The organism is Porphyromonas miyakawae, from assembly GCF_045865415.1.
GTDB lineage: Bacteria > Bacteroidota > Bacteroidia > Bacteroidales > Porphyromonadaceae > Porphyromonas > Porphyromonas miyakawae.
Window position 1 is genome coordinate 712,745 of the sequence record NZ_BAAFSF010000001.1, and the last position, 24,491, is coordinate 737,235.

Consider the following 24,491-nt stretch of genomic DNA (forward strand, 5'->3'; position numbering starts at 1 on the left):
TAAAAACACTAAAGTAAAGATAAACGTATTAAAGTATGGAAAAAACTGATTGGGCCTCTTTAGGCTTTGGTTATCACAAAACAGATTACAACGTACGCTGCTACTACCGCAATGGTAAGTGGGGCGAGTTGGAAGTAACTCAGGACGAAACTATTACCCTTCACATGGGAGCTACCTGTCTGCACTATGGACAGGAAGCCTTTGAAGGTCAGAAAGCGTTCCGCGGCAAGGATGGAAAGATTCGTATCTTCCGTATCCACGACAATGCTAAGCGTATGATTCGTTCCGCTGAAGGGGTCGTAATGCAGCCCGTGCCCGAAGAACTCTTTGTTGAGGCTTGCTTGAAGGCAGTTAAGCTCAACGAACGCTTTGTTCCTCCTTACGAAAGCGGTGCTTCGCTCTATATTCGTCCTTTGCTCATCGGATTGGGCGAACAGGTTGGGGTTAAACCTGCTCCCGAGTATCTCTTCGTTGTATTCGTAACGCCTGTAGGCCCTTACTTCAAAGAAGGCTTCAAGCCCACTCCTATGGCTATTATGCGCGGATACGACCGTGCAGCGCCCTTAGGTACCGGTACGATCAAAGTGGGTGGTAACTATGCCGCCGGTATGGTGCCCACCGTTCTCTGCCACGAAAAGGGCTATTCCGCATGCCTCTTCCTTGATGCAAAGGAAAAGAAGTATATCGATGAATGCGGCCCCGCTAACTTCTTCGGAATTAAGAACAATACCTATATCACACCGAAGTCCACTTCCATTCTGCCCTCTATCACCAATATGAGCTTGATGCAGTTGGCTGAAGATATGGGTATGAAGGTAGAGCGCCGTCACGTTCCCGAAGAAGAACTCGCCGAATTTGAAGAAGCCGGTGCTTGCGGTACAGCTGCCGTGATCAGTCCTATCCTTCGCATCGACGACTTGGACGAACATAAGACGTACGAAATCGCTAAGGACGGCAAGCCCGGTCCCGTTTGCGAAAAGCTTTATCACAAGCTCCGCGCCATTCAGTATGGTGACGAAGCCGATCCTTACGGATGGGTTACTGTCTTGTAAGCAACGCTACATACACAAACGGCTCTCTATGAGAGCAATCCTTTGTGGCATCCCCTTATCGGGATGCCACTTTTTTTGTATCTATTCTGCCGTTTACCGCTGATTTGCCGCTTCTTAAACGGCATTAAAGAGCAGTTAATCCGTGGTTAATGAATCCTCTATTCGGAGTTACAGGTACGCAAGTCATGAATAACCAAATTGTAGATCCGGAGCATACAGAAAAATGATCGCAAGGAAACAAAATTTCTATCGAGAGGAAACGTTTTTTTGTGCCCTGTAATCAGAGAAAATCCTATAGCCTTTCCCGAAAAACCCTATAGCCTTTTCTGAAAAACCCTATAGGGTATTTGTAAAAACCCTATAGCCTTTTTTCTAATTCTACGGCATGAAAAATTTGATTCTACGGTACAAAAAATCTGTTTCTTCCGGAGAAAGAACTCCTTTGATACGGAGATGACGAGGCGCACCTCACAAGGAAAAAGAGCGGTTATACGGATGGGTAATTGCAATGCTTCGATTGAACCTGAATGAAATAACGATGCTATGTGGGTGGGGGCTATGTGCCATCTCGGCATTTTGCAACTCGGTGACCTTTGAAGCGAATATCTTTGTGGAGAAAGTAGGTAAATAGAGCAAGAAATGTACGGAGAAACCTTATGATTTGGGATAATGTTGCAAAGATTTATGATGCAGCTACGAACGTAACGAACGGAAAGGCTAATCGGAAAGTGAGTGAAATTGTAGCTAAGCAGATCGAATCCACCGATAATGTTTTAGAGTGTGCTTGTGGTACGGGGCTGTTGACACACCGGATATATCCGCTGTGCCAATCCATTGTGGCAACGGATTTTTCCACCGCAATGCTGCTCCAAACGAAGAAAAAGTGCAGTCAGGCTACCAATTTACGCCTTGACAAGGCTGATATTACGCAGCTCCCTTACGATACAAACTCTTTTGACAAGGTCATTGCGGGCAATGTATTGCATTTACTCCCCGATTCGAAGAAGGCAATGGAGGAAATGAGGCGCGTATGTCGTGTAGGTGGGGAAATCATAATCCCCACTTACGTGAAGCCTGAGCATAAAAATCTGCTTACACGCAGTTGGCTGAATCTATTGAGAATAGTGGGTGTAAAATTCAAAAACAGCTTTACCTTCTCCACTTATCAAGAGTTTTTCAGCACATTGGGATATAAGGAGGTGCGCTACCTTCTGGTGGACGGGTGTCCGTCGTGTGCCATCGCCTTTGTAAAAATCTAGTGTAACTGCCATCCATGGAGGTGGCTCGGAGTAGGGAGAGGGCTCACTTTTAGTATGTTGCCGAGATGGAAAAGGGAGTGTATAGGTGCTCAGCTTGCCCCTATCATAGAATAAATAATATTTAATTCATTGCCGATTGGATAATAACATGTACCTTTTACGAGGAAATGAGAAATCACTTCGGGAATAGCATAAGGCAATATACTTTACAAACAAAAAGGAAAAACAAAAACATGAAAACGAAAACTACCAAGAATCTGCTGCTTGCCGGGTTGCTCGTGTTCTTCACACTCCCTGCTGCAGCACACAGCACTGTGGTTACCACTGCAAAACAAATTCGCAGCAGAGCTACACTTAGTCAGGAAAATTCGACGGCGACAAAACTTGACTATGCAACCAATTTATTCGGTAGACCTCAACAAATCACACAGGGGCAAGCCACTACAGCAACGATAACCCTGCAGACCGGTAAGGCCGTCGGGGCTAAGCTGATTATGCGTGTGGACGGTAAAAATATCTCTCTGGAAGGGGTAAAAGAAAAAGACGTATTTGGCGCTTACGAATTATACACGTTAGAAAGTAATCAAGTCACTATAAAAGGCGATATAAGGGTCTTAGAGTGTCCTCGCAGTAAGATATCTTCTCTTGATATTAAGGGCGCAGCGTCATTGGATTCACTCTCCTGCTTTTCGAACGACTTGACCTCTTTGAATCTACAGGAAACACCCAAACTTAGATATCTGAATTGTGCCTTCAATGGGACCTTTAGTGAGATCAACCTCACAAAGTTGCCCTTGCTGGAGGAGGCTCATATGAGCTCTCTTCATCTGACTGCCTTGGACTTAAGTGGCAACAAAGCGCTTGTGCGCTTGAATTGTGCCATGAATAAATTAAATACCCTTGATTTAAGTAACAATAAGGAGTTGACTTATCTATGGTGCTATGGTAATCAGATAAAGAATTTGGATCTAAGGGGCTTGAATAAACTCAAGTTGGTACAATGCTATGAAAATGAAATGGAGCAACTAAGATTGCCAAAGTCTGAAGTTTCAGGAAGTTCCGTACAGAATCTACAAGTGTGGTGTCAAAAAAATAAGCTTGCGTCCCTCGATCTCTCCTCCATACATCATCTCGCTTACTTAGTTTGCAATAATAATCCACTCAAAAAGCTAGACATAAGTGATTGTAATGCGATACAAAGTGTAGACTGCTCTTCATGTGCAGTAGAAGACTTCACAATAAATGCGGAGAACAATAAGTTGATCGCATCAATACAAATCTCAAACAATCGTATGTCTCACAGTGCATTTAATAAGCTTGTGAATGATATGCCTAAGAGAAATGGACATTCTTCAGGAGTACTTGCAGCAAAGGACTGCACAAAGCAAGAAGCAAATGAAGTATTGGCTGCTGACATAGACATCGCAAAAAGCAAGAATTGGAAAGTGTTAGCTAATCGTGGCTCAGAAGAGTGGGAAGAATATAAAGGTGATGAAACGCAGCGGTTCCGTGTATTGACAGAAGTACAAGGTAAAGGAGAAGTAAAGATTACCGGAGTAAAGGACGCCAAAGATATACCCTTTGGCACTATCATTAACATAGAAGCTACGCCTACCGAAAACTGGGAGCTAAAAAGCATAGTAGCCAATGGAGAGGATATCACCGAATCAAAGCAGGTTACCGTGAAGAACTTTGTTACTTTGGTGGTCACTTTCGTTGAAAAATCAGGAACCGGAATTGAAAATACCCCGAGAGAATGTAAAGTCTCCCTCTACCCGAATCCGGCGAGCGCGGAAGCAATGCTATGTGGCGCAGCACCCATGAGTGAAGTTCGGCTCTATGGTGTAGACGGTACACTGCTCCAAACAGTTACGGCAGAAGAAGAGGGTAGTGTACGGCTCTATCTCGAAGGGCTACCTGAGGGTATCTATCCTATTGTATTTCAGAATGCCTTTGGCGTGTCAAACTCCGTAACTTTGATTATCAAACGATAACGAGCTCTCACCTCCATAAGCAGGAGCACCCTACACCAAGGGTGCTCCTTTTTACAATAAAAGGCACCTACTTTTAAGTTAAAATAAATAGCCTGTGCTTCAATATGGCACACCCTATGAGGTACCTTTGTAGCGCAAACAATAAATATATGTACTATGGAGGTAAACGATTTATTAAAGAAGCAGCTAGATGATGCTGCTTGGAAAGAACTCTCCGGAGAGTTTCCTTGGACGCTTGAGACCCTCAAAAAGTATAGAGATAAGTTGGACTGGGAGAGGGTGTCCGAGAATTATAAGATCTTATGGACACCGGCAATGTTAGTGCAATTTAAGAATTGGATAGACTGGAAGAGGCTCTCCTGGACAGATTGTGAAAGCATTCTAACTCCGGATTGCTTGGAGCAGTTTGCCGACTTTTGGGACTGGTCTAAATTGTCGGGTAATGAGTCCGTACCACTGGACTATGAAACGATAGATCGCTTCATTGACAAGTGGGACTGGTCTGCACTGATAGATCAGCCATACTCAAACGATACAAGGGTATCGCATTTGTATGGCACTGAGTTTTTGGAGCGGTACATGGACAGAATCCCCGCAGAGGCACTATACCGCTCTCTTTTATGGAGAACAATTATGGAGCAGCGAACAAAAGAGCTACAGCGCCAGATTGTCAGGGGAGAGATCTAACTTATCAATATCAGCTGTGCTATGGTTTGGCATAGCTGATATTGTATCTTTGCCACAGATAAAAGAATGGAGATGTTATGGCAAATATTTTCGGACGGTATGTCTGGCTGATCGAGCAATTTCGTCAGTATGGGCGTCTTACCTTTGAAGAGATCAGTCGTCACTGGGAGGAGAGCGGATTGAGTTATAATGAGCCCTTGCCGAAGCGGACCTTTCATAACCATCGGCAGGCAATTCTTGACATCTTTGAGGTGGAGATCTTATGTGATCCCCAGGATGGTTACCGCTACTACATTGACAATCCCGAGGAGCTGGAGCAGGACAACCTGCGCAGCTGGCTCATAGACTCCTACACGGCGATGAATCAGATACAAGCTGACAGCAAGCTTCAGGGGCGGATACTCTTTGAGCATGTCCCTTCCGGCCGAAAGTGGCTCCATGTGATTACCGAGGCGATGCGTTACGGTAAACTCCTACAGATTACTTATCAAGGGTTTGGAAGACCTGAGGCTTACAGCTTCGAGGCGGAGCCTTATTATCTGAAAGTAGCAAATCGCAGATGGTATCTCTTGGCACGTAGTCCTTACTACTCAGCACGCAATGTAGAGCTTAACGCTGAGGATGGGGGCTCGTGCCCTGAGGATGTCTATCTAGTCTATGCTCTGGATCGCATCTTAGCTTGCGAACCGCTTGAGGAGAGCTTTGAGATGGATGAGTCTTTTGACATAGAGGCTTACTACCGTGGCTGTTGTGGGGTGATTCACTCCGAGGAGGAGCCTGTGCGTCTGCTAGTCAATGCCTATGGTCAAGGCGCGGACTATCTCCGCACGCTACCGATACATGAGTCGCAGAGAGAGCTACCCTCAGAGGTGGAGGGTGTGGCTCGCTTTGAGCTGGAGGTCTGTCCCACATACGACCTCTACCAATTGTTGCTCGCGATGGCAGACCAAATAGAGGTTGTTGAACCTCAGCCCGTACGAGAAGAGATGTATAACTTTGCACAGACCCTTATGGCGTACTACACGCCAAAGAACGAAGCGTAAATAAGCTACGGCACAACCCAAAATTGAACACCATACATTTGATGAGGCCGAGAAATGTACCCGCCTCTTCCTGTGCGAACAAAAAGACAGTAACTTATCCATATAAGTGCGTCACTGACTCTCACTTGAAGTAACTTATAATTCAATGCGGATACTGCATCCATCTGATACGCACGGCTATCATAGGCCACTGTAGGAGTTTGCTACGCACAATACGCTATGGACACCCGAGGATCACAGACGTATCTCGCTCATGAATAAAGCAACTAACATGCTCCGGAAAAAGCCCGACATCGTCTCGTACATTGAGATCTAGTCCAGTTAGCGTAAGTCCTCTAGTGCTAGAGGCAGTAAGCGATAGACTCCCCTCCAGTTGGATCGTGTCCTGCTGCGGGGGAGTCTCTTTTTTGTGTAGGAGTGTGGCCCTAACCTTTGCGTGCGGATGCCGATAGCCAACAGCTAACGGCCAATCTCACCCTTGTGTGCGAATGCGATCATCGAAGGCGGAGAGAGCAGCCTTGGCACCCTCGCCCATAGCAATCACCACCTGCTTGTAGGGGATGCTGGCACAGTCGCCCGCGGCATAGATACCCGCTACGGAGCTGCGGCAGTGGTCATCGATGACGATCTCGCCCATGCGGTTGCGCTCGACCAGACCATCGAAGATATCCGTATTCGCCTTGAGCCCGATCTGCACGAAGACCCCAGCAACAGCGAGCTCGAAGGGAGCCCTCCCGTCACGGGGAGCGATGCGAAGTGCGGATACTTTGCTGCCATCGCCGATGACCTCTTCCGTTGCCACGTTCGTGTGGACGGTCACGTTTGGTAGCTTAGCCAGCTGCTCCTGCAGTACGGTGTCTGCCTTGAGGCTCTCCATAAACTCCAAGACGGTCACATGCTTGCAGATGCCCGCTAAGTCGATAGCAGCCTCAATGCCTGAGTTACCACCGCCCACGACCGCTATGTCTTGCCCCTTGAAGAACGGTCCATCGCAGTGTGGGCAGAAGGCTACCCCGCGACCAATATGCTCCGCCTCGCCAGGCACACCTAGCTTGCGCCAGGAGGCTCCAGTGGCAATGATCACTTGCGGTGCTACGAGCGTCTCACCGAGCGAAGTGACTACCTCCTTCTGGGTATCGACTAGTTTGATCTGCTCGACATGTCTCTGCTCCAGTATCTCTACGTGGTAGTGTAGCACATGTTGGCGCAGATCTTCGGCAAGCTGCGTCCCTGTCGTATGAAGCACGGAGGGGACGTTTTCGATAGCCGTCGTCTCATTCACCTGACCACCTATGCGGTCAGCCACAAGTGCGACGTGCAGTCCCTTGCGAGCCGAGTAGAGCGCAGCCGCTGCGCCAGCAGGTCCACCACCGATGACGATCTGGTCGTACTCCTTGCGCTCCACCGTGGCGGACGACGGCTCCCCACCGACAGCATCGGATAGCTTGCTGAGTAGCTCACCCAGCGAGCTCTTACCTATATGTAGCACCTGATTTCCCAGGTAGACCGTCGGTACGGCAGAGATGTTTAGCTCCTTAGCCTCTTCCGTGTAGAGAGCACCATCAACCATCTCGTGGGTCACACCCTCACCCGCAATGAGCGTGATTAGGTTAAGGCTCTGAACCACGTCGGGGCAGTTGGTACAGCTGAGCGAAATATAACTGCGTAGATGAATCGGTTTGCGTAGCGAACGGATCTTGTCACAGATAGCCGTATCGGGAATGTTCTTCCCCTGACCATCCGCATTGTATATGGCTAATATCAGACTGCTAAACTCATGCCCCGAGGGGATCGCCCTAAAAGTTATCCCCGTGGGCTGCTCGTCACGCAGTATTTCCACACTTAGCTGGTCGCCCACGCCCATCTCTAACGATAGTTGCGGAGAGGTTGAGGCGAAGTCGCCGAGGAGCTGCTCGAGTTCTTCGTAGTGGGCACCCTTGGGAGCCTTCGCTCTGAGCGTGTATCGATGGTTTAGCGAGGCAAAGATGCTTTGCAGCTGCTGTAAGGTATCTTGGTCCAGTCTCATGATTATGCTGTTTTTAGAAAGAGTAGAGGGCTGTGCCACCCGTGTGAGTACACGACACAACCCTCTTGTTTTGACATGTGGATCTAGGTGTTAGATCTTACCAACTAGGTCTATACTAGGCTTGAGAGTGGCATCGCCTTGTTTCCACTTGGCGGGGCACACTTCGCCTGGGTGCTCATAGATAAACTGAGCCGCGCGCACCTTGCGCAGTAGCTCCTGAGCGTCACGGCCTATGCCGTTGTCATGGATCTCAGCCACACGCACCTTGCCGTCTGGATCAATTAGGAAAGTACCACGGTAAGCCTGTCCATCCTCCTCGATCATCACGCCGAAGGCACGAGCTAGCTCGAAGCGCATATCAGCGAGCATCGTGTACTGAACCTTCTTGACCGCCTCGCTGGCATCCTGCCAAGCCTTGTGAACGAAGTGCGAGTCAGTGCTCACGGAGTAGATGTCTACGCCGATCTGCTGAAACTCAGCATAGTTGTCGGCAAGGTCAGCCAGCTCCGTAGGACATACGAAGGTGAAGTCGCCTGGATAGAAGAAGAGTACGCTCCAGTGCCCCTTGAGATCCTCGTTAGAGACCTCGTGAAAGCCCTTGGATTTGGTATATGCGGGTACTTTGAACTCTGGTAAGTTGCTGTTGATAATAGGTTGCATAGTCATTTGCATTTGAGTTTTAGATAATGATTCATTAATCGTCGGTAGGACATTCCTACCAACACCCACAAAGATAAGGGTAAGCAACAGAAATAAAAAGCAAACCGCATACCTAGAATTGGGTAATTTTTTCTGTGGGCAAGTACTTTCCTTCGGTGAAATTAGCGTTATTTCTTAGCTATAAAACTAAAGCTCCTCCCGTATGGATATCCACTGTTTATGAGTCGAGGATCTCTTTGGCTGAAATGAGGAGTTGCCAGAAAACGCTTCTCTCATTAGGCGTAAGTAAGGAAGTAGCGGAGGAGCAAATATCCTATGGAAAGGTATGCGACAGGTATCAAAAAGCCGGAAAGTATGATACCAATAAAGAGCGTATAATCAAGGGAGAAGGAACCCTATGGGATGCGTACAATCTACTTACGGAGTTCGCTACGCACACTACGCTATGGACTCCCGAGGATCACAGACGTATCTCGCTCATGAATAAAGCAACTAACATGCTCAGAAAGAAACTGGATATCGTTTCCTACATTGATATAGACTGAGTTATACCGGCCTTTCTGCCCTATATCTCCTTCTTATTGATAAAGAAATAGAGCTTCTTGAAGAATGCCTTATACTTTGTAATAGTTGATTGAAGCTGCCTCTTTTGTCCACTATTCTTTACGAGGAAGAGATGTTTGACATGCACCTTATCACGGAATAAATGACATTCAATTGAAGAAAGTGCATGCTGATTGAATAATAAGACGTACCTTTATGCGGAAGGAAGTTAAAATTAGTATGGTTGGGATGATATTTAAAGGAGATGTGGGAAGATTAACTAATGCTTTCTTCATCCATATGCCTTTTCTAATAGGAATTCTTGCTTCCGAAAAAAATAGTGAATGCCGAGAAACTCTTTGGAAGGTGTTTGCTTTTTCTATTTGGAAGAGCGCTCCTAATGGGAACACCCAAAAAATAGTGACGCTTAGCTTGCTTGAGTTAATAGGGGGAAATATTCGCGGAGTCGTTTAATCCCACCGATGCATGCTCTCTTTGAAAAGTCATAAGCGTTTGTAACCCAAAAATTTTTCTATATTACTAGACAGCATGCATCGGTGGGAATAAAGATACTGCTGACCCCTTTTGTAAGATGCGACCCATTAAGAGGTTTTTGCTAAGGTGAATATCCTATTGATGGCAGAGAAGAAAGCCAATGGATAGCCCCCTAAATATTTATTAACAAACAACAAGAAAAAACTAACAATATGAAATCAAAGATTACAAAGTATCTGCTACTTACAGTAGCCTGTGTGTTTTTTGCACTTCCTGTAGCAGCTCAGAGTATTACTTTCTCTACAGGACTTGGTGTTGGAAAAACCATTAAGTTACAAATTGAAGCGAATGGTCCTGTTACTGCGACAGGCATTGTAGGAGAAATAAAAAGTAATGGTACTAATAGTTACAAACTTACCTCTCAAAAGGTTACCCTCACTGGCGATATAAAGAAATTCGGATGTAATTCAGGTAAATTAACCTCTTTGGAGTTACGAGACTGTAGTAATCTAACTGCATTAGGGTGCAATGAGAATGAGTTAACGTCATTAGATATTTCACATTGCCCTAGTTTAACTGCCCTTAGTTGCTATACAAATCTATTGACCTCATTGAAACTAACCGACAACACTTTAGATAGATTAGTTTGTTTTGACAACAAGTTAGCATCACTAGACGTATCAAAATGTGGTAAATTGACGTATTTAGCATGTAGTAGTAATGCTCTCAAAACTCTTGATATTTCTAACTGTCCGAAGTTGACCTATCTTGGCTGTAGTAAAAATAAACTTACTACATTAGATTTATCTAAGTGCCAGGAACTACAAACATTTTGGTGTGATAATAATGACATCACATCTTTAAGTGTTGCAAATCAAGAGAGTTTAAGGTTCTTAAATTGTGAGAATAATAAAATCACCTCCTTAAATCTTAGCAACTGCAACAATATAACTACATTGTATTGCGATAATAATCAGTTAACTCAGTTAGATCTAAAGCAAACGCCTAAGCTAACCGTACTGAGCTGCTCCGGGAATTCCTTAACGTCTTTGGATGCGACCAGCTGCCCCAATTTAAAACGCCTGTTCGCATATACCAATCAATTAACTTCTTTAGACCTATCGAAATGTAAAGATATTGAGTACATTTCCTGTGAGGAAAATCTGCTTGATTGTGCAGTAATGGAAGCTATTGCAGAGGCTCTTCCTACAAAGACAGTAAGCAACAAAGGTACGTTTGACGCGCTCTCTCAAGTTGAGTCAAATGCTCTTCCCGGCAAAGGAAACATACTGACCAAACATATTGTAGAGATAATTAAATCTAAGAATTGGGATGTATTCTGCACTAAAGAAGCAGGATCGGATAACAAGACGAAATACAGCGGACGCAATGGTAGTTGTACTGACTATGAACCGGTAAACACTATTGTTTTCACAACTACAAGAGCAATAGGAGAAACGATAACCCTATCAATAAAATCAGAAGGAGAGGTAACTGCAAAAGGTATCCGTGAAACAACGATAGATCAGGGCAAGAAGTCTACCTATACACTATCCTCTCAAACTGTAGAACTTAGCGGTAATATAACGGAGTTAGATTGCGAATCTAATGACTTAACCTCGCTGGACGTATCCATGTGTCCCAGCATAGAGCAACTGTTTTGTGGAAACAATAAAATAGCGTCCTTGGATTTATCCAAATGCTCAGAAATAAAAAAATTGTATTGTTATAAAAATCAATTAAGCTCATTAAATATCTCGCAGTGTTATGAGATTAAGGAATTGGCTTGCTATAAGAATCAACTTACATCGTTAGACGTATCCAAATTTGGCAAGCTCACCGATTTAGTATGCTTCAGCAATAAACTTACCTCATTGAAGGTAGCGGAATGCACACAACTGAATTGGCTTTCTTGCGAAGATAATTTGCTTAGCTGCACGGCAATGGAAAATATTGTTGAAGAGTTAGCTCAGAGGGTACAAAATGACCCGGGTAGCCTCATTGTACTTTCTAAGGAGGAAATGAATGCAACACCCGGAAATGGCAATATCATGACAAAGCAAAATGTGGAGGTTGCAAAGTCTAAGTTTTGGAAGGTATTATACGTCAGTAAAGAGGGAACTATCGACTACTCAAATTACGTTGGACGAGAAGGAACCTGTACAGAAAATGGACTTTCCTTTGCTGTGACTGTTTCAAAGGCTATAAACGGACAGATCATAATCAAAGGCGCCAATAACCTTGAGGCAGTGCCTTATGGTACAGAACTTACTGTAGAAGTTGCTCCCGAAGTTGGCTACGAGTTGGATAAACTTATGGCTAACAATGAGGATATTACTGAAAGTAAGTCCTTTGTAGTGAAAAGCAATGTGACGATTACCGCCACATTCAAGACCAATGCGGAATCGGTCGCACGTGAAAGCGCCTCTCTCTACCCGAATCCGGCGAGCACAGAAGCAATGCTATGTGGTGTAGCGCAAATGAGTGAAGTACGGCTCTATGGCATGGACGGCACACTGCTCCAAACAGTTACGGCAGACGAAGAGGGTAGTGCACGGCTCTACCTCGAAGGACTACCTGAGGGTACCTATCCTATTGTATTTCTGAATGCCCTTGGCGTGTCAAACTCCGTAACTTTGATTATCAAACGATAACAGGCTTTCACCTCCATAAGCAGGAGCACCCTTGGCGTAGGGTGCTCCTCTCTACAGCAAAAGGCACCTACTTTTGGAATAAAAGTAGGTGCCTTTTTAATTGACCTATTTATATGTTTTAGTCGCTACTTCCGGGGTTATAGTCATTGATGCGAGGCTCCTAGCGCTGTGCCATAGCCTATTTGCTGAATGCTTCTATAAAGCGAAAGCCCCTACACGTTTGCTTGTGTAGAGGCTTGTTGAAAAGAGGGTCTTTCGGAAATTTGCTATTTACTCTACCATTACTTTCGTTGTGGTTTTGTTCGCCCTTACGACGTACATACCCGGTTCAAGAGCAATGAAAGACGCGCCCTCTGCTATTTTGGAAGAAGCAACTAATTCTCCCGATAACGTATATATATTTATCGAAGAGACAACTGATGCGTATACCCTAATGCCACCTTTTATACCAAAAAGCATGGGAGAATCCTCTTGTACAAAATCTGTTCCTGTAGTAGGATCCTTTACCAGTATTAGATTAGAAGGCTTTGATGCCACGGCATCCTTTTTGTCACCATGCCGGTAACGCAATCCAGTTACCATATAGTAGATCTCATGATTTGCACCAAAGTCGGGATTTGTCATCTCGATTGATTTTACATTAGCATCTTGCGTGTGTAGGGATGCGGTCGTCACTGATACCTTCTCTCCGGCTTTAACATCTTGCGTGATTTTGATATAATCGATGAGGAATGGACGATAGTTGTTGCTGTAAAAGGTTAGTGATTCCTTTGCAGAGCAAGCCGGTACCGTAACAGTGGTTTCAATAAAACCGCCTTTAGGAAAGCGTATCCCCGCATAAGCCGCTGCATTGAGCCCCTGAATGGCAAGCCAGTCGTTTTCCTCTCCCCAGGCATGAATAGTTACTTTACATTCTCCGTCATTGTGACCGAGGTCAAGAGGTGGCGTTACGATAGATCCGGCTATTTTGCCCTTTTCTCCGCTTGCTCCCATTCCACCGAGCCAACCTTCCACACGCTGCATGGATGAGGCTTTCCACCCGGCAATGTGAGTCAGGTCATCAATGGGAATAGTGGTACTTGTATATTCCCCTTGTTCAATAAATCCCTCGGCAATATCACTTTCTTTGAAATCTGAGGTTACTTTGGAGAAATCTTCATATAGAATGACGTAATCTTTTACATCCTCTGTAAGGGTATTTTGACGGATTTGCTCTATTCTATACAAGTCTACCTTTTTGTTACTTGTCCAATTAGCGGTGTAGCTCTCATTCGTCACATTCGTGGCTTCTAATGCTGTGGGCTGGCTGACTGTATATACTTCAATTTCTTTCGAAGGTTCGGATATGTATTCGTTATTGGCAGCCTTCACTACGTAGTAGTAATCCAAATTGGGATCAAGATCTGTTACCTCATAAGTTACATTCTCTTCTTGTGAAGCTGCAGGAGTTTTTACTTCCTTGTCTTCCAGAAGGTAGGTATATTTTGGAGGAGCTATGAATGAGTATTCAACGTCATCCAGGAGGATGGTTGTCTGGTCACCCGGAATCGGAAGCCATTCGATTTTAAGTGCATATACTTTATCGAACTGCGCAATGTATTCTGTTAGATTAATATCTATTCCATTCTTTGCCTCCTCGGTAAGAAGTTCGCTCAAATCGATAACATGAAACTGGTAGAGTCCGTAGTCGGTATCAAACGATAGGGCTATACCGCTCCCAAATGGTACTTTCTCATGAGAAACTTCTGCTTTGAGTCTGAATTTAATGAATGATATTCCCTGCTTGCAAATCGGAGTAGTAACGAAATCGCCTTCATCTATAAGTCTCAATGACTGTGTGTTGTCAGACGTGGCATTCTTGGCTATATGCTTTTTCTTCGGGTCTTTCCATTCTATTTTCCAATCAAGTGGATAGTTTGGGGTTGTTTTATCTATTATGCCATCTTTATCGGCATTGATATTTTCAAATCCCTCTTTAACCGTAACCTCTTCATTACCTTCCTCTTTGGAGTAGACGCTGAGGAGGTATTTAGTGGCTTCTAAGCTTGGCGCCCATACGGCTTTGAAGCTGTATTCGGTTGCATCTTCAGCTTCTTGAGCTTTGGGGGCAGCAATGGACTTTTTGACACTTTGCAACTTAATATCATCGATAAGGACGATGCCACTATTGACACCGGATAGGAACTGAAAGCCACTTGCCTCAAAGTCACCTCTGTCAGAAGTATAAGTAAATTCCTGCCACTCATTTGTGAGGGTGTATGTTTTTCTTTCAAAGTCAACAAGAGACTTTCGGCTTAAAAAGATTAACTCAATGGTATTCTCTTTCCCCGGATCAGTATCTTTAGTGAGTCGGGCACGAAATGTAAGCGTTATTTCGCCTGACATATCGCCTGCCGGAGTATTGAGAAACCATCCGTCTTTTATGGCTATACAACCTCCCGCTGCATAGAGACCTTCACCTCCCCATTGCTTAAAGCCGAGTTTCGGGCTATAGGGCTTCAATACTGATGGGTTACTAAAATTCCCCATTGCGTCTACTAACTTTGTGGCATCCGGAGCGTCTTCACTTCCTGCAGTTAATCCGGCAAAATCTTCATCAATAAGTATGGTGGAGTTTTCTGCTTTTCCCTCTTTTGGATAGACCTCTCCACCATCCCCATTACAATGTATGAGGACTTCTGCACGGAGCGTAAGGAGTGAGAGTACTTCGAATCCACATAAGAGGATTACTAATCCAAAGATCGCATTAAATACTTTTCGTCTATTCATAATGATTTCTGTTTTACATTAATCTTTCTAATAAGACTTTTTATTGTTCACTGTGATTGCAAATATACAATGTTTTTATGTTTATTGGTCAATAATACTCTTGAAATTGTGAGCAAAATACTTACAATATAGCTTAACGATAAATGAAACTATGTGGTTCCCCCCAAATAGCTAATCAAGTGAAAGATCAGCCGACCAGACCTATATGGAGGGATATTTATTATGAATCATTTCCTGGAAATAGAAGTATTATCTTCTTTAGTGAAGAAGTATGCTCTCAAGTTGTGCGGGAGGGCTCATGGGCAGTTGGCATTTTATAGATCTCTATACAGAAAGATCAGAATCTTTTGATCAAAACATCAGAACCTTTTGATTAAAACATCAGAGCTTTTGGATTGAAACATCAGAACTTTTCGGAAAAGAACTCCGGCATAGAGACCTTAAAAAGGACAGATTTTTCCCAAGTTGTGCGGGAGGCTCAGGGGCAGTGGACGTTTATAATAAAAAAACTTCCATACTTTCTGTAAAGAAAGTATGGAAGTGCTATGCGAAGAAAGGCTCCGTGCAGAGCCTTTCTTAAGAGAGCTTAGCGCTGACTACCGAGTAACAGTTATCTTAGTTGTAACCACTTTACCAATATTATCACGCAAAGAGACAATATAGGTACCATTCGGTAACTGTTCAGCCTGAACTTCGCCTTGGCAAGATAAAGCAAGATCGAACGATCTTACTATCCGTCCATTCAAATCAAATAAATCAAGCGAAGTCAGAGGCGTGGGACTTCCATAGCGAAGGGTAGTTATTCCCTCTGCTTGGTAGGAATAACAATATGCAGACTGAGAAGCTATTTCCGCTGCATCAGTGTCGTAATAGATTTCCACAAAGCCCAAATTGGGGCCAAATACCTTACGCTTGTTCGTTAGGAGAATACGCTGATCACGCTCTTCAACTGCAATGAGACGTACCAAAAGGTTATCCCTTTTGTACCCAATCCAAAAGTCTTTGTTTCCATCAAATTCCGGAGTGAATTCAATTGTCTCTCCCTTTCCAATAGACTGCTCTAAGGGGTGGGAGATCGCCATGACAGGCATAGATGGATTGGCCGGATTGAGTAGTGCTGCTCTGATTGTTAGATTTAGTTTTTTGTCCTCCTGTACATCATAGAGCACACCTTCGTTTTTTATTTTGAAAGTCGGTCCGTAAACCTTTGAGCAGGCTCCATTCATCCTTTTTACCTTGGCGGAAGATACGTTGGAAACTAAAATAGGGGTAGTGTATTCAGTACCAATCACACTTATTCCGCCCACAATGCGATAAGCCTTTGTTTTGGGAAGCATACCCAAGCCTGAGCCATCCTCACTAGGAACTTGGAAATAAACACGAGGGATCTGAGCTACAATCCCTAACTTTTCGCCTTTAGCAAAATTGCAATCAGCGAAATTGAATGTTTCCTCTTTTTCGCTATTTGCCGGTACTACTACTACACGTGTTGCTTGTGCATTGACAAGAGGAAGTTGTTTTACAGCCTCATTCGGATCACTCGGGAACTGCTTAGCATCACCCAAGAATATGGTTACAGGAGCATAGTACTCGCGATCGCTACTATTCTTAAACTTAAGGGTAATGGTACCATCTGAATAGGCTTTAACAGAGCTCTTTTCACTGACAAAAGTCTCTGCGGTAAGCGGAATTTCTGGTACATCATATTCAATCTTTGTAACCTCCTTATTACTAACAGTTACATAGATAGAGAGTGGTTCTATATTCATATAGGCACAAGGTTCATAAGTGCCGTTAGACTGTGCACTCCAAAGAGGCATTATACGGTATCTTCCATCAGCAAGTGCTGCAGAACCATAGTCAAAATCCAATGATACAACGGTGTTGTTCATGGCTGAAAGCTTACGAAATGTACGGCTTCCCAGATAAACATTTTCCCCATTTTCTTTGTAAACAGCAGGTTTAAAGTAATAGCCTTGAGATTCGTATGCACCTTGGTAGAGGGATACTTTTAGCGTGAGCCGTTTACTTGCTTTTGTATGTGTGTAGCGCACGGAAGCCAAAGGAGTCGTAAGCTTTCCGTCAACGGAAGAGCCGTCTCTATCAGGACTTAATCCGACAAGGATTTCTTGAGTCATGTTATAGCTTCCGAGTCCGGCGCCTGTACCCGTTGCGGTGGGGTTCAAAGCTTCCAAGCGATAGAATCCGTTAGCGAGACCGTCCCACCCCCAATTGAAGTGGAAAAAGCCTTCCCCGTTGTACCCGTCACACACAAAGGCATGTCCGCTACCATCTACGCCTCTACCGGTGTAGAATACAGGGCACTCTTTTTTCAGTTCGTCAAGAATAAGATTTGCCCAGTCTTGAGCTGTGTAGCCACTACGCGACACTAAGCGAACCGCTTTATTATAACGCAAATTATCGCGAAGAGCCGGTAAGACATCCCAATTGAATGCTCCACTGGAATAGGAGGAGTAGCTCATTTTTATAGCCATTCCTACATCCTTCAGCAAGGTACCAATGGCTTTTGCTTCTACTTCAGTAGGTTTAACATTTCCCTCAAAGCAACCCGGCATATTAGCCCAGTCGTAATCGTGATCAAATGTAACCTTATAGTAAGCACCTGTATACTGTCCATCGATCCCTCTTGCCTGATAAGTCACTTCCCCCATACCTCTTGTCGGCCATTTATGGAAACGCATGATTTGTGAAAGTGCTGTAGCCACACAGCCGGTTACGGCTTGCTTAGTTTCTCTGGGTACGATTGGGCATTCTGAATTATAGGGATATGTTTGTCCCCATCTTATCTTTTCTCGTTCGAGTAGGGGATCTATCTTATCTGCACTTCGTAGTCCGGAGGTGTAAGTTTGAGTTCCGGAGGACGCATTTGCAGTCCGATAGAACTCCTCTATCTGTTTGTCATAGCAAGAGAACCAGGATTTTATATGATCGGGTATTGCCTTTTCGTCAAAGTGGCCTTCCATTGAGTATGCCAAGACTTCATACAAGCGGTCATCTCCGGCTATGATGGCAAAACCGTCATGGGTGCCTTTATTGAATATGTAGTAATATACTAAAGACTTAGCGTCCGATGAGCGTAGCGAAGAGGGTGCCGAGCGAACATAAGCTAAGGTAAGCGGAGTATCACTACGCAGTGCCTTAGGGGAAAGAATTCTTTCGGCCTTAATGCGAGCTTGCTCTGCTGTAATAGGCTTAGCCAACAGCACGCTCACACTACCAATTATAAATGCGAGAAGAAATAATAGTTTCTTGTTCATATGTGTATAACAATTCCATTTTTATAATAGGAGAACAAGAGGAGTGCGAAGCTCCCCTTGTTCTCATGGGTATAGGGATTGTCTTAGAGAATATATTTTACGGCTTTATTTACTCCGCCGGTTGTATAAATAACAATGACAATCGTACCGGAGGATAAGTGGTTGATCGAAATTTCGTTTCCTTCTACTGATGAGAGAAGGGTGCCAGATGTCGTATAGAGGGCAAGGCTTTCAGCTCCCTTTACAGAGAGTATATCGCCTTCACGTACTATTACCTCTTGGTTTGCTTCAATGGGCAAAATTCCGGTCTTTACGGTAGCAATCATTTCCTTTGTTTCCATTGTCAGGCCGGGCACACGTGCATTGGTGATTTTGCATACATACACACCGCTTTGGTCCTTATTTACCTTGTCAATAGAGAGAACCGGTGTATTTTGACCATCTACCTTTTTGCCATCCTTGTACCACTGGTATACGTTCTTTGTTTCAGACAAATCGGTTGTGCTGAAAGGTGCATTACGCAAGTCTTCCAATGTAGGAGCAGTAAAGCTGAGGGCTTCGCCTTCCTTTACCTCTTTACTAGTTTCTTCTACTTCCAACTTGTTCTGCGGAGCAAAGATCAGCTTATTCGTTACGTTGGTAGGTTCCTTACCGGTCAATATAGGAGATAGTTTTTCAAAATCCTTTAGTACGAAATCGTTGTTGCTGACATTGATGCCGTGTGCATTGAAACGATAGTAAGGACCCCAGCCGTCCGGTTGGTGTTCTCTCTCCTCGATGGAACCATAGAAATGGTTGTTTTGAGCATATAATACACGCAAATCTTCCAGATCTTCAAGAGCAAGCAGTCCGTCTAAACGTCCCTTGAAGTTGTTGTCCTGAATGTAGATTTGAGAGATCTCCAGCATTTTCTGAAGCACCGTTGTGGGGTCACCGGAAAGTCCCGCATTATTTATCCAAATCTTATCCAGGCTAGTGAAATTACCAAAACGCTCCGGCAGTTCACCGCTCAATTTTAGGTTAGCAAGGTCTAATTCCAAGAGACGGTTAATACCAAAACCATCACTTTCCTGGCCCTCATCTACAGGAGCCCATTTTGCGGGAATCGTACCGGTAAACTCATTGTCACCAAGGATAAGCTTAGTCAAATTATGCAATTGCCCAATCCACTCGGGGAGGTTGCCGGTAAGCTTATTCTTTTTCAGATTGAGGTGATTCAATTTAGTGAAATTTTTGAACGACTCGGGAATGGTGCCCGTTAGCTCGTTCATACCCAAATAGAGTTGTACTAAATTGGTCAAATTGCCTAATTCATCAGGTATTTCTCCGGTCAAGTGGTTATTAGCCAAAGCAAGTAATACCAAATTCCTCATTGTTCCCAACTCCTTTGGTATGGTGCCGGTATGTCCATTCTGCAAAAGAAGTTGCTGCATGCCGGTGCACTTGGCAATGGATGCAGGGATTTCGCCTACAAAATTAGGACAACCGCCAATAGCCAAAGCCTTCAAGTTAGCGCACTTGGAGAAGTCCTTAGGCAGCTCACCTGTTAAAGGTAATGGTTTGGGACTTTCGCCCAATTGAATGCCAATAAATATGATCTTAGGAAGTTCCCATATGGAAGGATGAAGTGACCCCAAAGTACAGTTGTTTGCCTGGAATTGCAGCAATTCAGGAGTTTTCATCTCTGAGAGAGGACCCGTAATACCCGTATCTGATAGCTCAAGTATCTTTAGCTGTGGCATATCAATTACATCAGGCAGGCCTCCGGTGAGGGTGTATTCTCTTACTTCCCCCGCATTAGCTTGCTTTCTCTGATTTGTAAGCCATAGTTCCTGCAGCTTTTGGAACTGGAACAATTCCTTCGGCAGTGGCCCTTCCAATAGGTTGTTATCCAAGCGGATCTTTACCAATTCAGTAAGTGCTCCTATTGATGCCGGAATTTTTCCTTGCAAATTGGAGCTGTGAAGGTCCAACTCCGAAACGTGTCCATCCTTAATCTTTACACCTTTCCATTGATCTACGGATGCAGTTAAATCCCACTTGGTCCAACTCTTCCATTCTGCTCCATTGGTAGAATTGAAGAGGTCAATGAGTGCCTGCTTTTCGTCTGCCGGGATTAGCTCCTGGCCATGCGCTGTTCTTATATTCAATCCCAAGAAGGAGACCAAGAACATAAGCGCTACATTGATTAGTAGTTTGTGCTTCATAATGTTATTTGCTATGATTGTAAATCTATATTGTGTGTTATGCCTAATAGCTTTTGGCTCATTCGGATAGCAAATATACAGAATATAATCGAATATATTGTTATCGTGCATCTAAAAAGAGTCCATCCGATTGTGGTAGAAGACGCTGATGCTAAGTGAGTTGGATTATAAAGGGTGGGCTTGTATGTCACAACCCACCCTTCTTATGGTAGAAAAACGTTAGTTATCTACAGTTATTCTCTTCTTGGATCAATCTTTGATTTCAGGAAGAGGGATAATCTCAAGTTTGCTCTGCTGTACATAGCCTGTGTAGCGTTGCATAGCCGCACGGAGAGACTCGTTTGCAAGCTCTTCTGCTTCTGTCGGGAACATCTTGTACAGAGAGGAGAAGCGTACTTCACCCTTTAGGAAGTCTTTGAACTTACTCCAATCCGGTTCTTTGCTATCAAGTACAAACGGGTTCTTGCCCTCTTCTTCAAGGCGTGGGTCATAGTGCCACAGATGCCAGTATCCGCACTCAACGGCACGCTTTTCTTCAAGCTGACTCTTTCCCATACCTCCCTTCAATCCGTGAGAAATACAGGGTGAGTAAGCAATTACCAATGAGGGCCCGGGGTAGGCTTCTGCTTCGCGTAGTACTTTAAGGGTATGCGCTTGATTCGCTCCCATAGCAATTTGAGCTACATACACATAGCCATAGGTAGAAGCAATTCGGCCTAAGTCCTTCTTGTGTACACGCTTTCCGGATGAGGCAAACTTAGCGATAGCACCTAAAGGCGTACTCTTAGAGGATTGTCCTCCCGTGTTGGAGTAAACTTCCGTATCTAACACGAGAATGTTCAGATCCTTGCCACTTGCGAGTACATGATCCAATCCTCCGAAGCCTATGTCGTAAGCCCAACCATCACCACCAATAATCCACTGAGACGGCTTAAGGAAGTTATCTTTATATTCTCCTAAGAGTGAATCCTTCAGCTTACGGTCAGCATCAATCAGAGGTAATATCTTATCACTTAGGTCTCGTGTAGCTGCTGAATTATCGAAGTGTTCCAGCCATTCGCTTAGTAGGGGTAGAAGTTTAGAATCAGCATCATTCTCTTCTACTATACGGCTCACTTCAGCACGCAAGCGATTGCGACGGGCTTGTTGTCCCAAAATCATACCCATACCGAACTCTGCATTGTCCTCAAACAAAGAGTTAGCCCAGGCAGGACCTTGTCCACAAAAGTTTGTGGTGTAGGGGGTAGAAGGGGCACTGGCTGAGTAGATGGATGAGCACCCAGTTGCATTGGCTATTTGCTGACGAGAGCCAAAGAGCTGTGTGAGTAGCTTCACATACGGCGTCTCACCGCAACCGGCGCAGGCTCCTGAATATTCAAAGAGTGGCTGTGCAAACTGAGAGTTCTTTACATTGGCAGTTACGTCTACTAAGTGAGCCTTGTTGGTAACCTGATGTCTTAGGGCATCCCAATTCTTTTGCTCTTTGCGTGTTTCGTCATCTAAGGGTACCATTTCCAGCGCCTTGCCGTTCTTGTTGCCGGGGCAAACAGCGGCGCAGTTACCACATCCAAGGCAGTCCAATACATTGACTTGGATGCGGAAGCTTAAGTCCGCTTCTTTGAAGCCCTTGCCGATTGCTGCAAGTGTCGTTACTCCGGTCTTGGTACGCTCAGCTGCATCCAACAAAAATGGGCGTATCGTAGCATGAGGACACACATAGGCACACTGATTACACTGTATACAATTGTCACTTATCCATTGAGGTACAAAGGCAGCTACACCACGCTTTTCACTGTCTGCCGTGCCATTGTCCCAAGTTCCGTCTTCGCGTCCTACAAAGGTAGAGACAGGAAGCGAATCGCCCTTTTGTGCATTGATTACGCGTACTACATTGTGAACGAAATCAGTATCGTAAGGATTGACAGCAGGCTCTTCATCCGGCAAGTTGGCCCATTCAGCCTTCACCGGTATCTCAACTACCTCGGCACCACGATCTACTGCCTGGTAATTCATATTTACGATAGCTTCCCCTTTTCGGCCATAGCTCTTAACAATGAATTTCTTCATTTCAGTTACGGCTAAGTCGTAAGGAATGACATTGGCAATCTTGAAGAAAGCAGATTGTAAAATCGTATTGGTCCTATTGCCCAATCCTATTTCTTGCGCAATGGCAGTTGCATTGATCGCATAGAATTTAATATCATTCTTGGCTAAATAACGCTTTATATGGTTAGGAAGGTGTTGTTCAATCTCTTCCTTTGACCAGATGGCATTCAGAAGGAATGAACCTCCCTTTTTCAAACCTTTCAATACATCGTACATACGGAGATACGCAGGTACATGACAGGCTACAAAGTCGGGAGTTACAACCAAATAGGTAGAGCGAATAGGTCTGTCGCCAAAACGGAGGTGTGATGCGGTAAATCCTCCGGACTTCTTCGAGTCGTAGGCAAAATAGGCTTGGCAATACTTGTCTGTATTGTCGCCGATGATCTTTACGGAGTTTTTGTTAGCACCTACAGTACCATCAGCACCTAATCCAAAGAACTTAGCCTCAAATGAACCTTCGTCAATCAGCAGATCTTCCTTCTCGGGTAGTGAAGTGAAAGTAACATCGTCCACGATACCGATAGTGAAGTGATCCTTTGGCATAGGCAGCTCTAAATTATCGTATACGGAAAGAATCTGAGCAGGAGTTACATCCTTAGAGGATAAGCCATATCGACCACCTACGATGAGCGGAGTGCGATCACTGTTGTAGAAAGTGGTCTTCACGTCCATGTAAAGCGGCTCTCCCTGTGCTCCGGGTTCTTTAGAGCGATCTAGTACAGCGATGCGCTTTACCGATTGGGGAATCGCTTCCATAAAGTGCTTTACGCTGAAAGGACGATAGAGATGAACAGCGAGTAAGCCAACCTTTTTCCCCTCTGCGGCAAGATGATCAACTACTTGGCGAACCGTTTCCGTTACGCTGCCCATGGCGATGATAATGTTCTCGGCATCCTCAGCTCCATAGTAATCGAATAGATGGTATTTACGTCCGGTAAGTTCAGAAAGTTGATCCATAGTTTGCTGTACCACCTCGGGTATAGCTTCATAGAACTTGTTGGCAGCTTCCCTTGCTTGGAAGTAGATATCCCCATTCTGAGCCGTACCGCGTGTAACAGGATGATTGGGCGAAAGAGCACGTTCGCGGAAAGCTCTAACAGCCTCCATGTCAACCAGTGGACGTAACTGTTCATCCGAAAGTACTTCTATCTTCTGTATTTCGTGAGAAGTACGGAATCCGTCAAAGAAGTGAATAAAAGGAACCCGGCACTTGATAGCAGCTAAGTGCGCTACTGCAGCAAGATCCATAACCTCTTGTACAGAGCCGGTTACAAGCTGCGCCATACCGGTTGTACGGGCTGCCATAACGTCCTGGTGGTCTCCAAAGATGGAAAGTGCCTGTGCTGCAAGAGCACGTGCTGATACATGGAAAACACCCGGAAGTAGCTCGCCGGACATCTTGTACATATTAGGAAGCATCAAAAGTAACCCTTGTGATGCTGTAAACGTAGTAGTAAGTGCTCCGGCTTGGAGTGATCCGTGCATAGCGGCAGCTGCTCCGGCTTCACTTTGCATCTCCTCCACATGGACTACTTCGCCAAAGATGTTTTTTCTCTTTTGTGACGCCCATTCATCCACCAGCTCTGCCATCGTAGAAGAAGGCGTGATGGGATAAATGGCGGCCACTTCACTGAACATGTAAGCGATGTGTGCGGCGGCTGTATTCCCGTCGCAGGTCATCTTGTTAGTGGTTTTAGCCATAATAATTATTTCTC

At 44.7% G+C, this 24,491-nt stretch carries 14 protein-coding genes; 8 read left to right on the forward strand and 6 right to left on the reverse strand.

Translation table 11 applies throughout. The features are described from left to right. Window positions 1-35 precede the first annotated feature (35 nt). The 5 genes from ACLWMH_RS02915 to ACLWMH_RS02935 all read left to right on the forward strand — a co-directional run bounded on the left by ACLWMH_RS02915 (window position 36) and on the right by ACLWMH_RS02935 (window position 6,035). Window positions 36-1,052, forward strand: coding sequence for a branched-chain amino acid aminotransferase (locus tag ACLWMH_RS02915; RefSeq protein ID WP_411915252.1), 1,017 nt, complete (start codon window positions 36-38; stop codon window positions 1,050-1,052). Between the two features lie 656 nt (window positions 1,053-1,708). Next, entirely contained in the window at window positions 1,709-2,311 is a 603-nt protein-coding gene (locus tag ACLWMH_RS02920) for a class I SAM-dependent methyltransferase (RefSeq protein ID WP_411915253.1), read from the forward strand. Between the two features lie 233 nt (window positions 2,312-2,544). After that, the gene (locus tag ACLWMH_RS02925; RefSeq protein ID WP_411915254.1) at window positions 2,545-4,305 is read left to right on the forward strand and encodes a leucine-rich repeat domain-containing protein; all 1,761 of its coding nucleotides are present in this window, start codon (window positions 2,545-2,547) and stop codon (window positions 4,303-4,305) included. Window positions 4,306-4,461: 156 nt separating this feature from the next. Next, complete coding sequence (locus tag ACLWMH_RS02930; RefSeq protein WP_411915255.1) at window positions 4,462-4,992, forward strand: hypothetical protein; 531 nt, start codon at window positions 4,462-4,464, stop codon at window positions 4,990-4,992. 77 nt (window positions 4,993-5,069) lie between these two features. Continuing rightward, window positions 5,070-6,035, forward strand: coding sequence for a helix-turn-helix transcriptional regulator (locus ACLWMH_RS02935; RefSeq protein ID WP_411915256.1), 966 nt, complete (start codon window positions 5,070-5,072; stop codon window positions 6,033-6,035). Window positions 6,036-6,507: 472 nt separating this feature from the next. Here the strand turns inward: ACLWMH_RS02935 and ahpF are convergent, their stop codons facing one another. Together ahpF and ahpC are read right to left on the reverse strand one after the other, a co-directional pair. After that, a complete protein-coding gene (ahpF, locus tag ACLWMH_RS02940) occupies window positions 6,508-8,061 on the reverse strand; it encodes an alkyl hydroperoxide reductase subunit F (protein WP_411915257.1) in 1,554 nt (517 codons plus the stop codon). A 90-nt stretch (window positions 8,062-8,151) separates the two neighbouring features. After that, complete coding sequence (gene ahpC, locus ACLWMH_RS02945) at window positions 8,152-8,721, reverse strand: alkyl hydroperoxide reductase subunit C (protein ID WP_411915258.1); 570 nt, start codon at window positions 8,719-8,721, stop codon at window positions 8,152-8,154. Between the two features lie 155 nt (window positions 8,722-8,876). Between ahpC and ACLWMH_RS02950 the strand changes: the two genes are divergently transcribed. From ACLWMH_RS02950 to ACLWMH_RS02960, 3 genes are all read left to right on the forward strand, one after another. Then, complete coding sequence (locus ACLWMH_RS02950) at window positions 8,877-9,266, forward strand: hypothetical protein (RefSeq protein WP_411915259.1); 390 nt, start codon at window positions 8,877-8,879, stop codon at window positions 9,264-9,266. Window positions 9,267-9,480: 214 nt separating this feature from the next. After that, window positions 9,481-9,738, forward strand: coding sequence for a hypothetical protein (locus ACLWMH_RS02955; protein WP_411915260.1), 258 nt, complete (start codon window positions 9,481-9,483; stop codon window positions 9,736-9,738). A 233-nt stretch (window positions 9,739-9,971) separates the two neighbouring features. Next, complete coding sequence (locus ACLWMH_RS02960; protein ID WP_411915261.1) at window positions 9,972-12,413, forward strand: leucine-rich repeat domain-containing protein; 2,442 nt, start codon at window positions 9,972-9,974, stop codon at window positions 12,411-12,413. A 270-nt stretch (window positions 12,414-12,683) separates the two neighbouring features. On the opposite strand, the gene ACLWMH_RS02965 is transcribed toward ACLWMH_RS02960, so the two are convergent. The 4 genes from ACLWMH_RS02965 to nifJ form a co-directional block, all read right to left on the reverse strand. Beyond that, window positions 12,684-15,182 carry a hypothetical protein gene (locus tag ACLWMH_RS02965; protein WP_411915262.1) on the reverse strand — a complete coding sequence of 833 codons (2,499 nt, stop codon included), beginning with the start codon at window positions 15,180-15,182 and terminating at the stop codon, window positions 12,684-12,686. Between the two features lie 596 nt (window positions 15,183-15,778). Next, entirely contained in the window at window positions 15,779-18,460 is a 2,682-nt protein-coding gene (locus ACLWMH_RS02970; protein ID WP_411915263.1) for a thiol protease/hemagglutinin PrtT, read from the reverse strand. Between the two features lie 83 nt (window positions 18,461-18,543). Further along, window positions 18,544-20,667, reverse strand: coding sequence for a hypothetical protein (locus ACLWMH_RS02975; protein WP_411915264.1), 2,124 nt, complete (start codon window positions 20,665-20,667; stop codon window positions 18,544-18,546). A 249-nt stretch (window positions 20,668-20,916) separates the two neighbouring features. Then, complete coding sequence (gene nifJ / locus ACLWMH_RS02980) at window positions 20,917-24,477, reverse strand: pyruvate:ferredoxin (flavodoxin) oxidoreductase (RefSeq protein WP_411915265.1); 3,561 nt, start codon at window positions 24,475-24,477, stop codon at window positions 20,917-20,919. Window positions 24,478-24,491 lie beyond the last annotated feature (14 nt).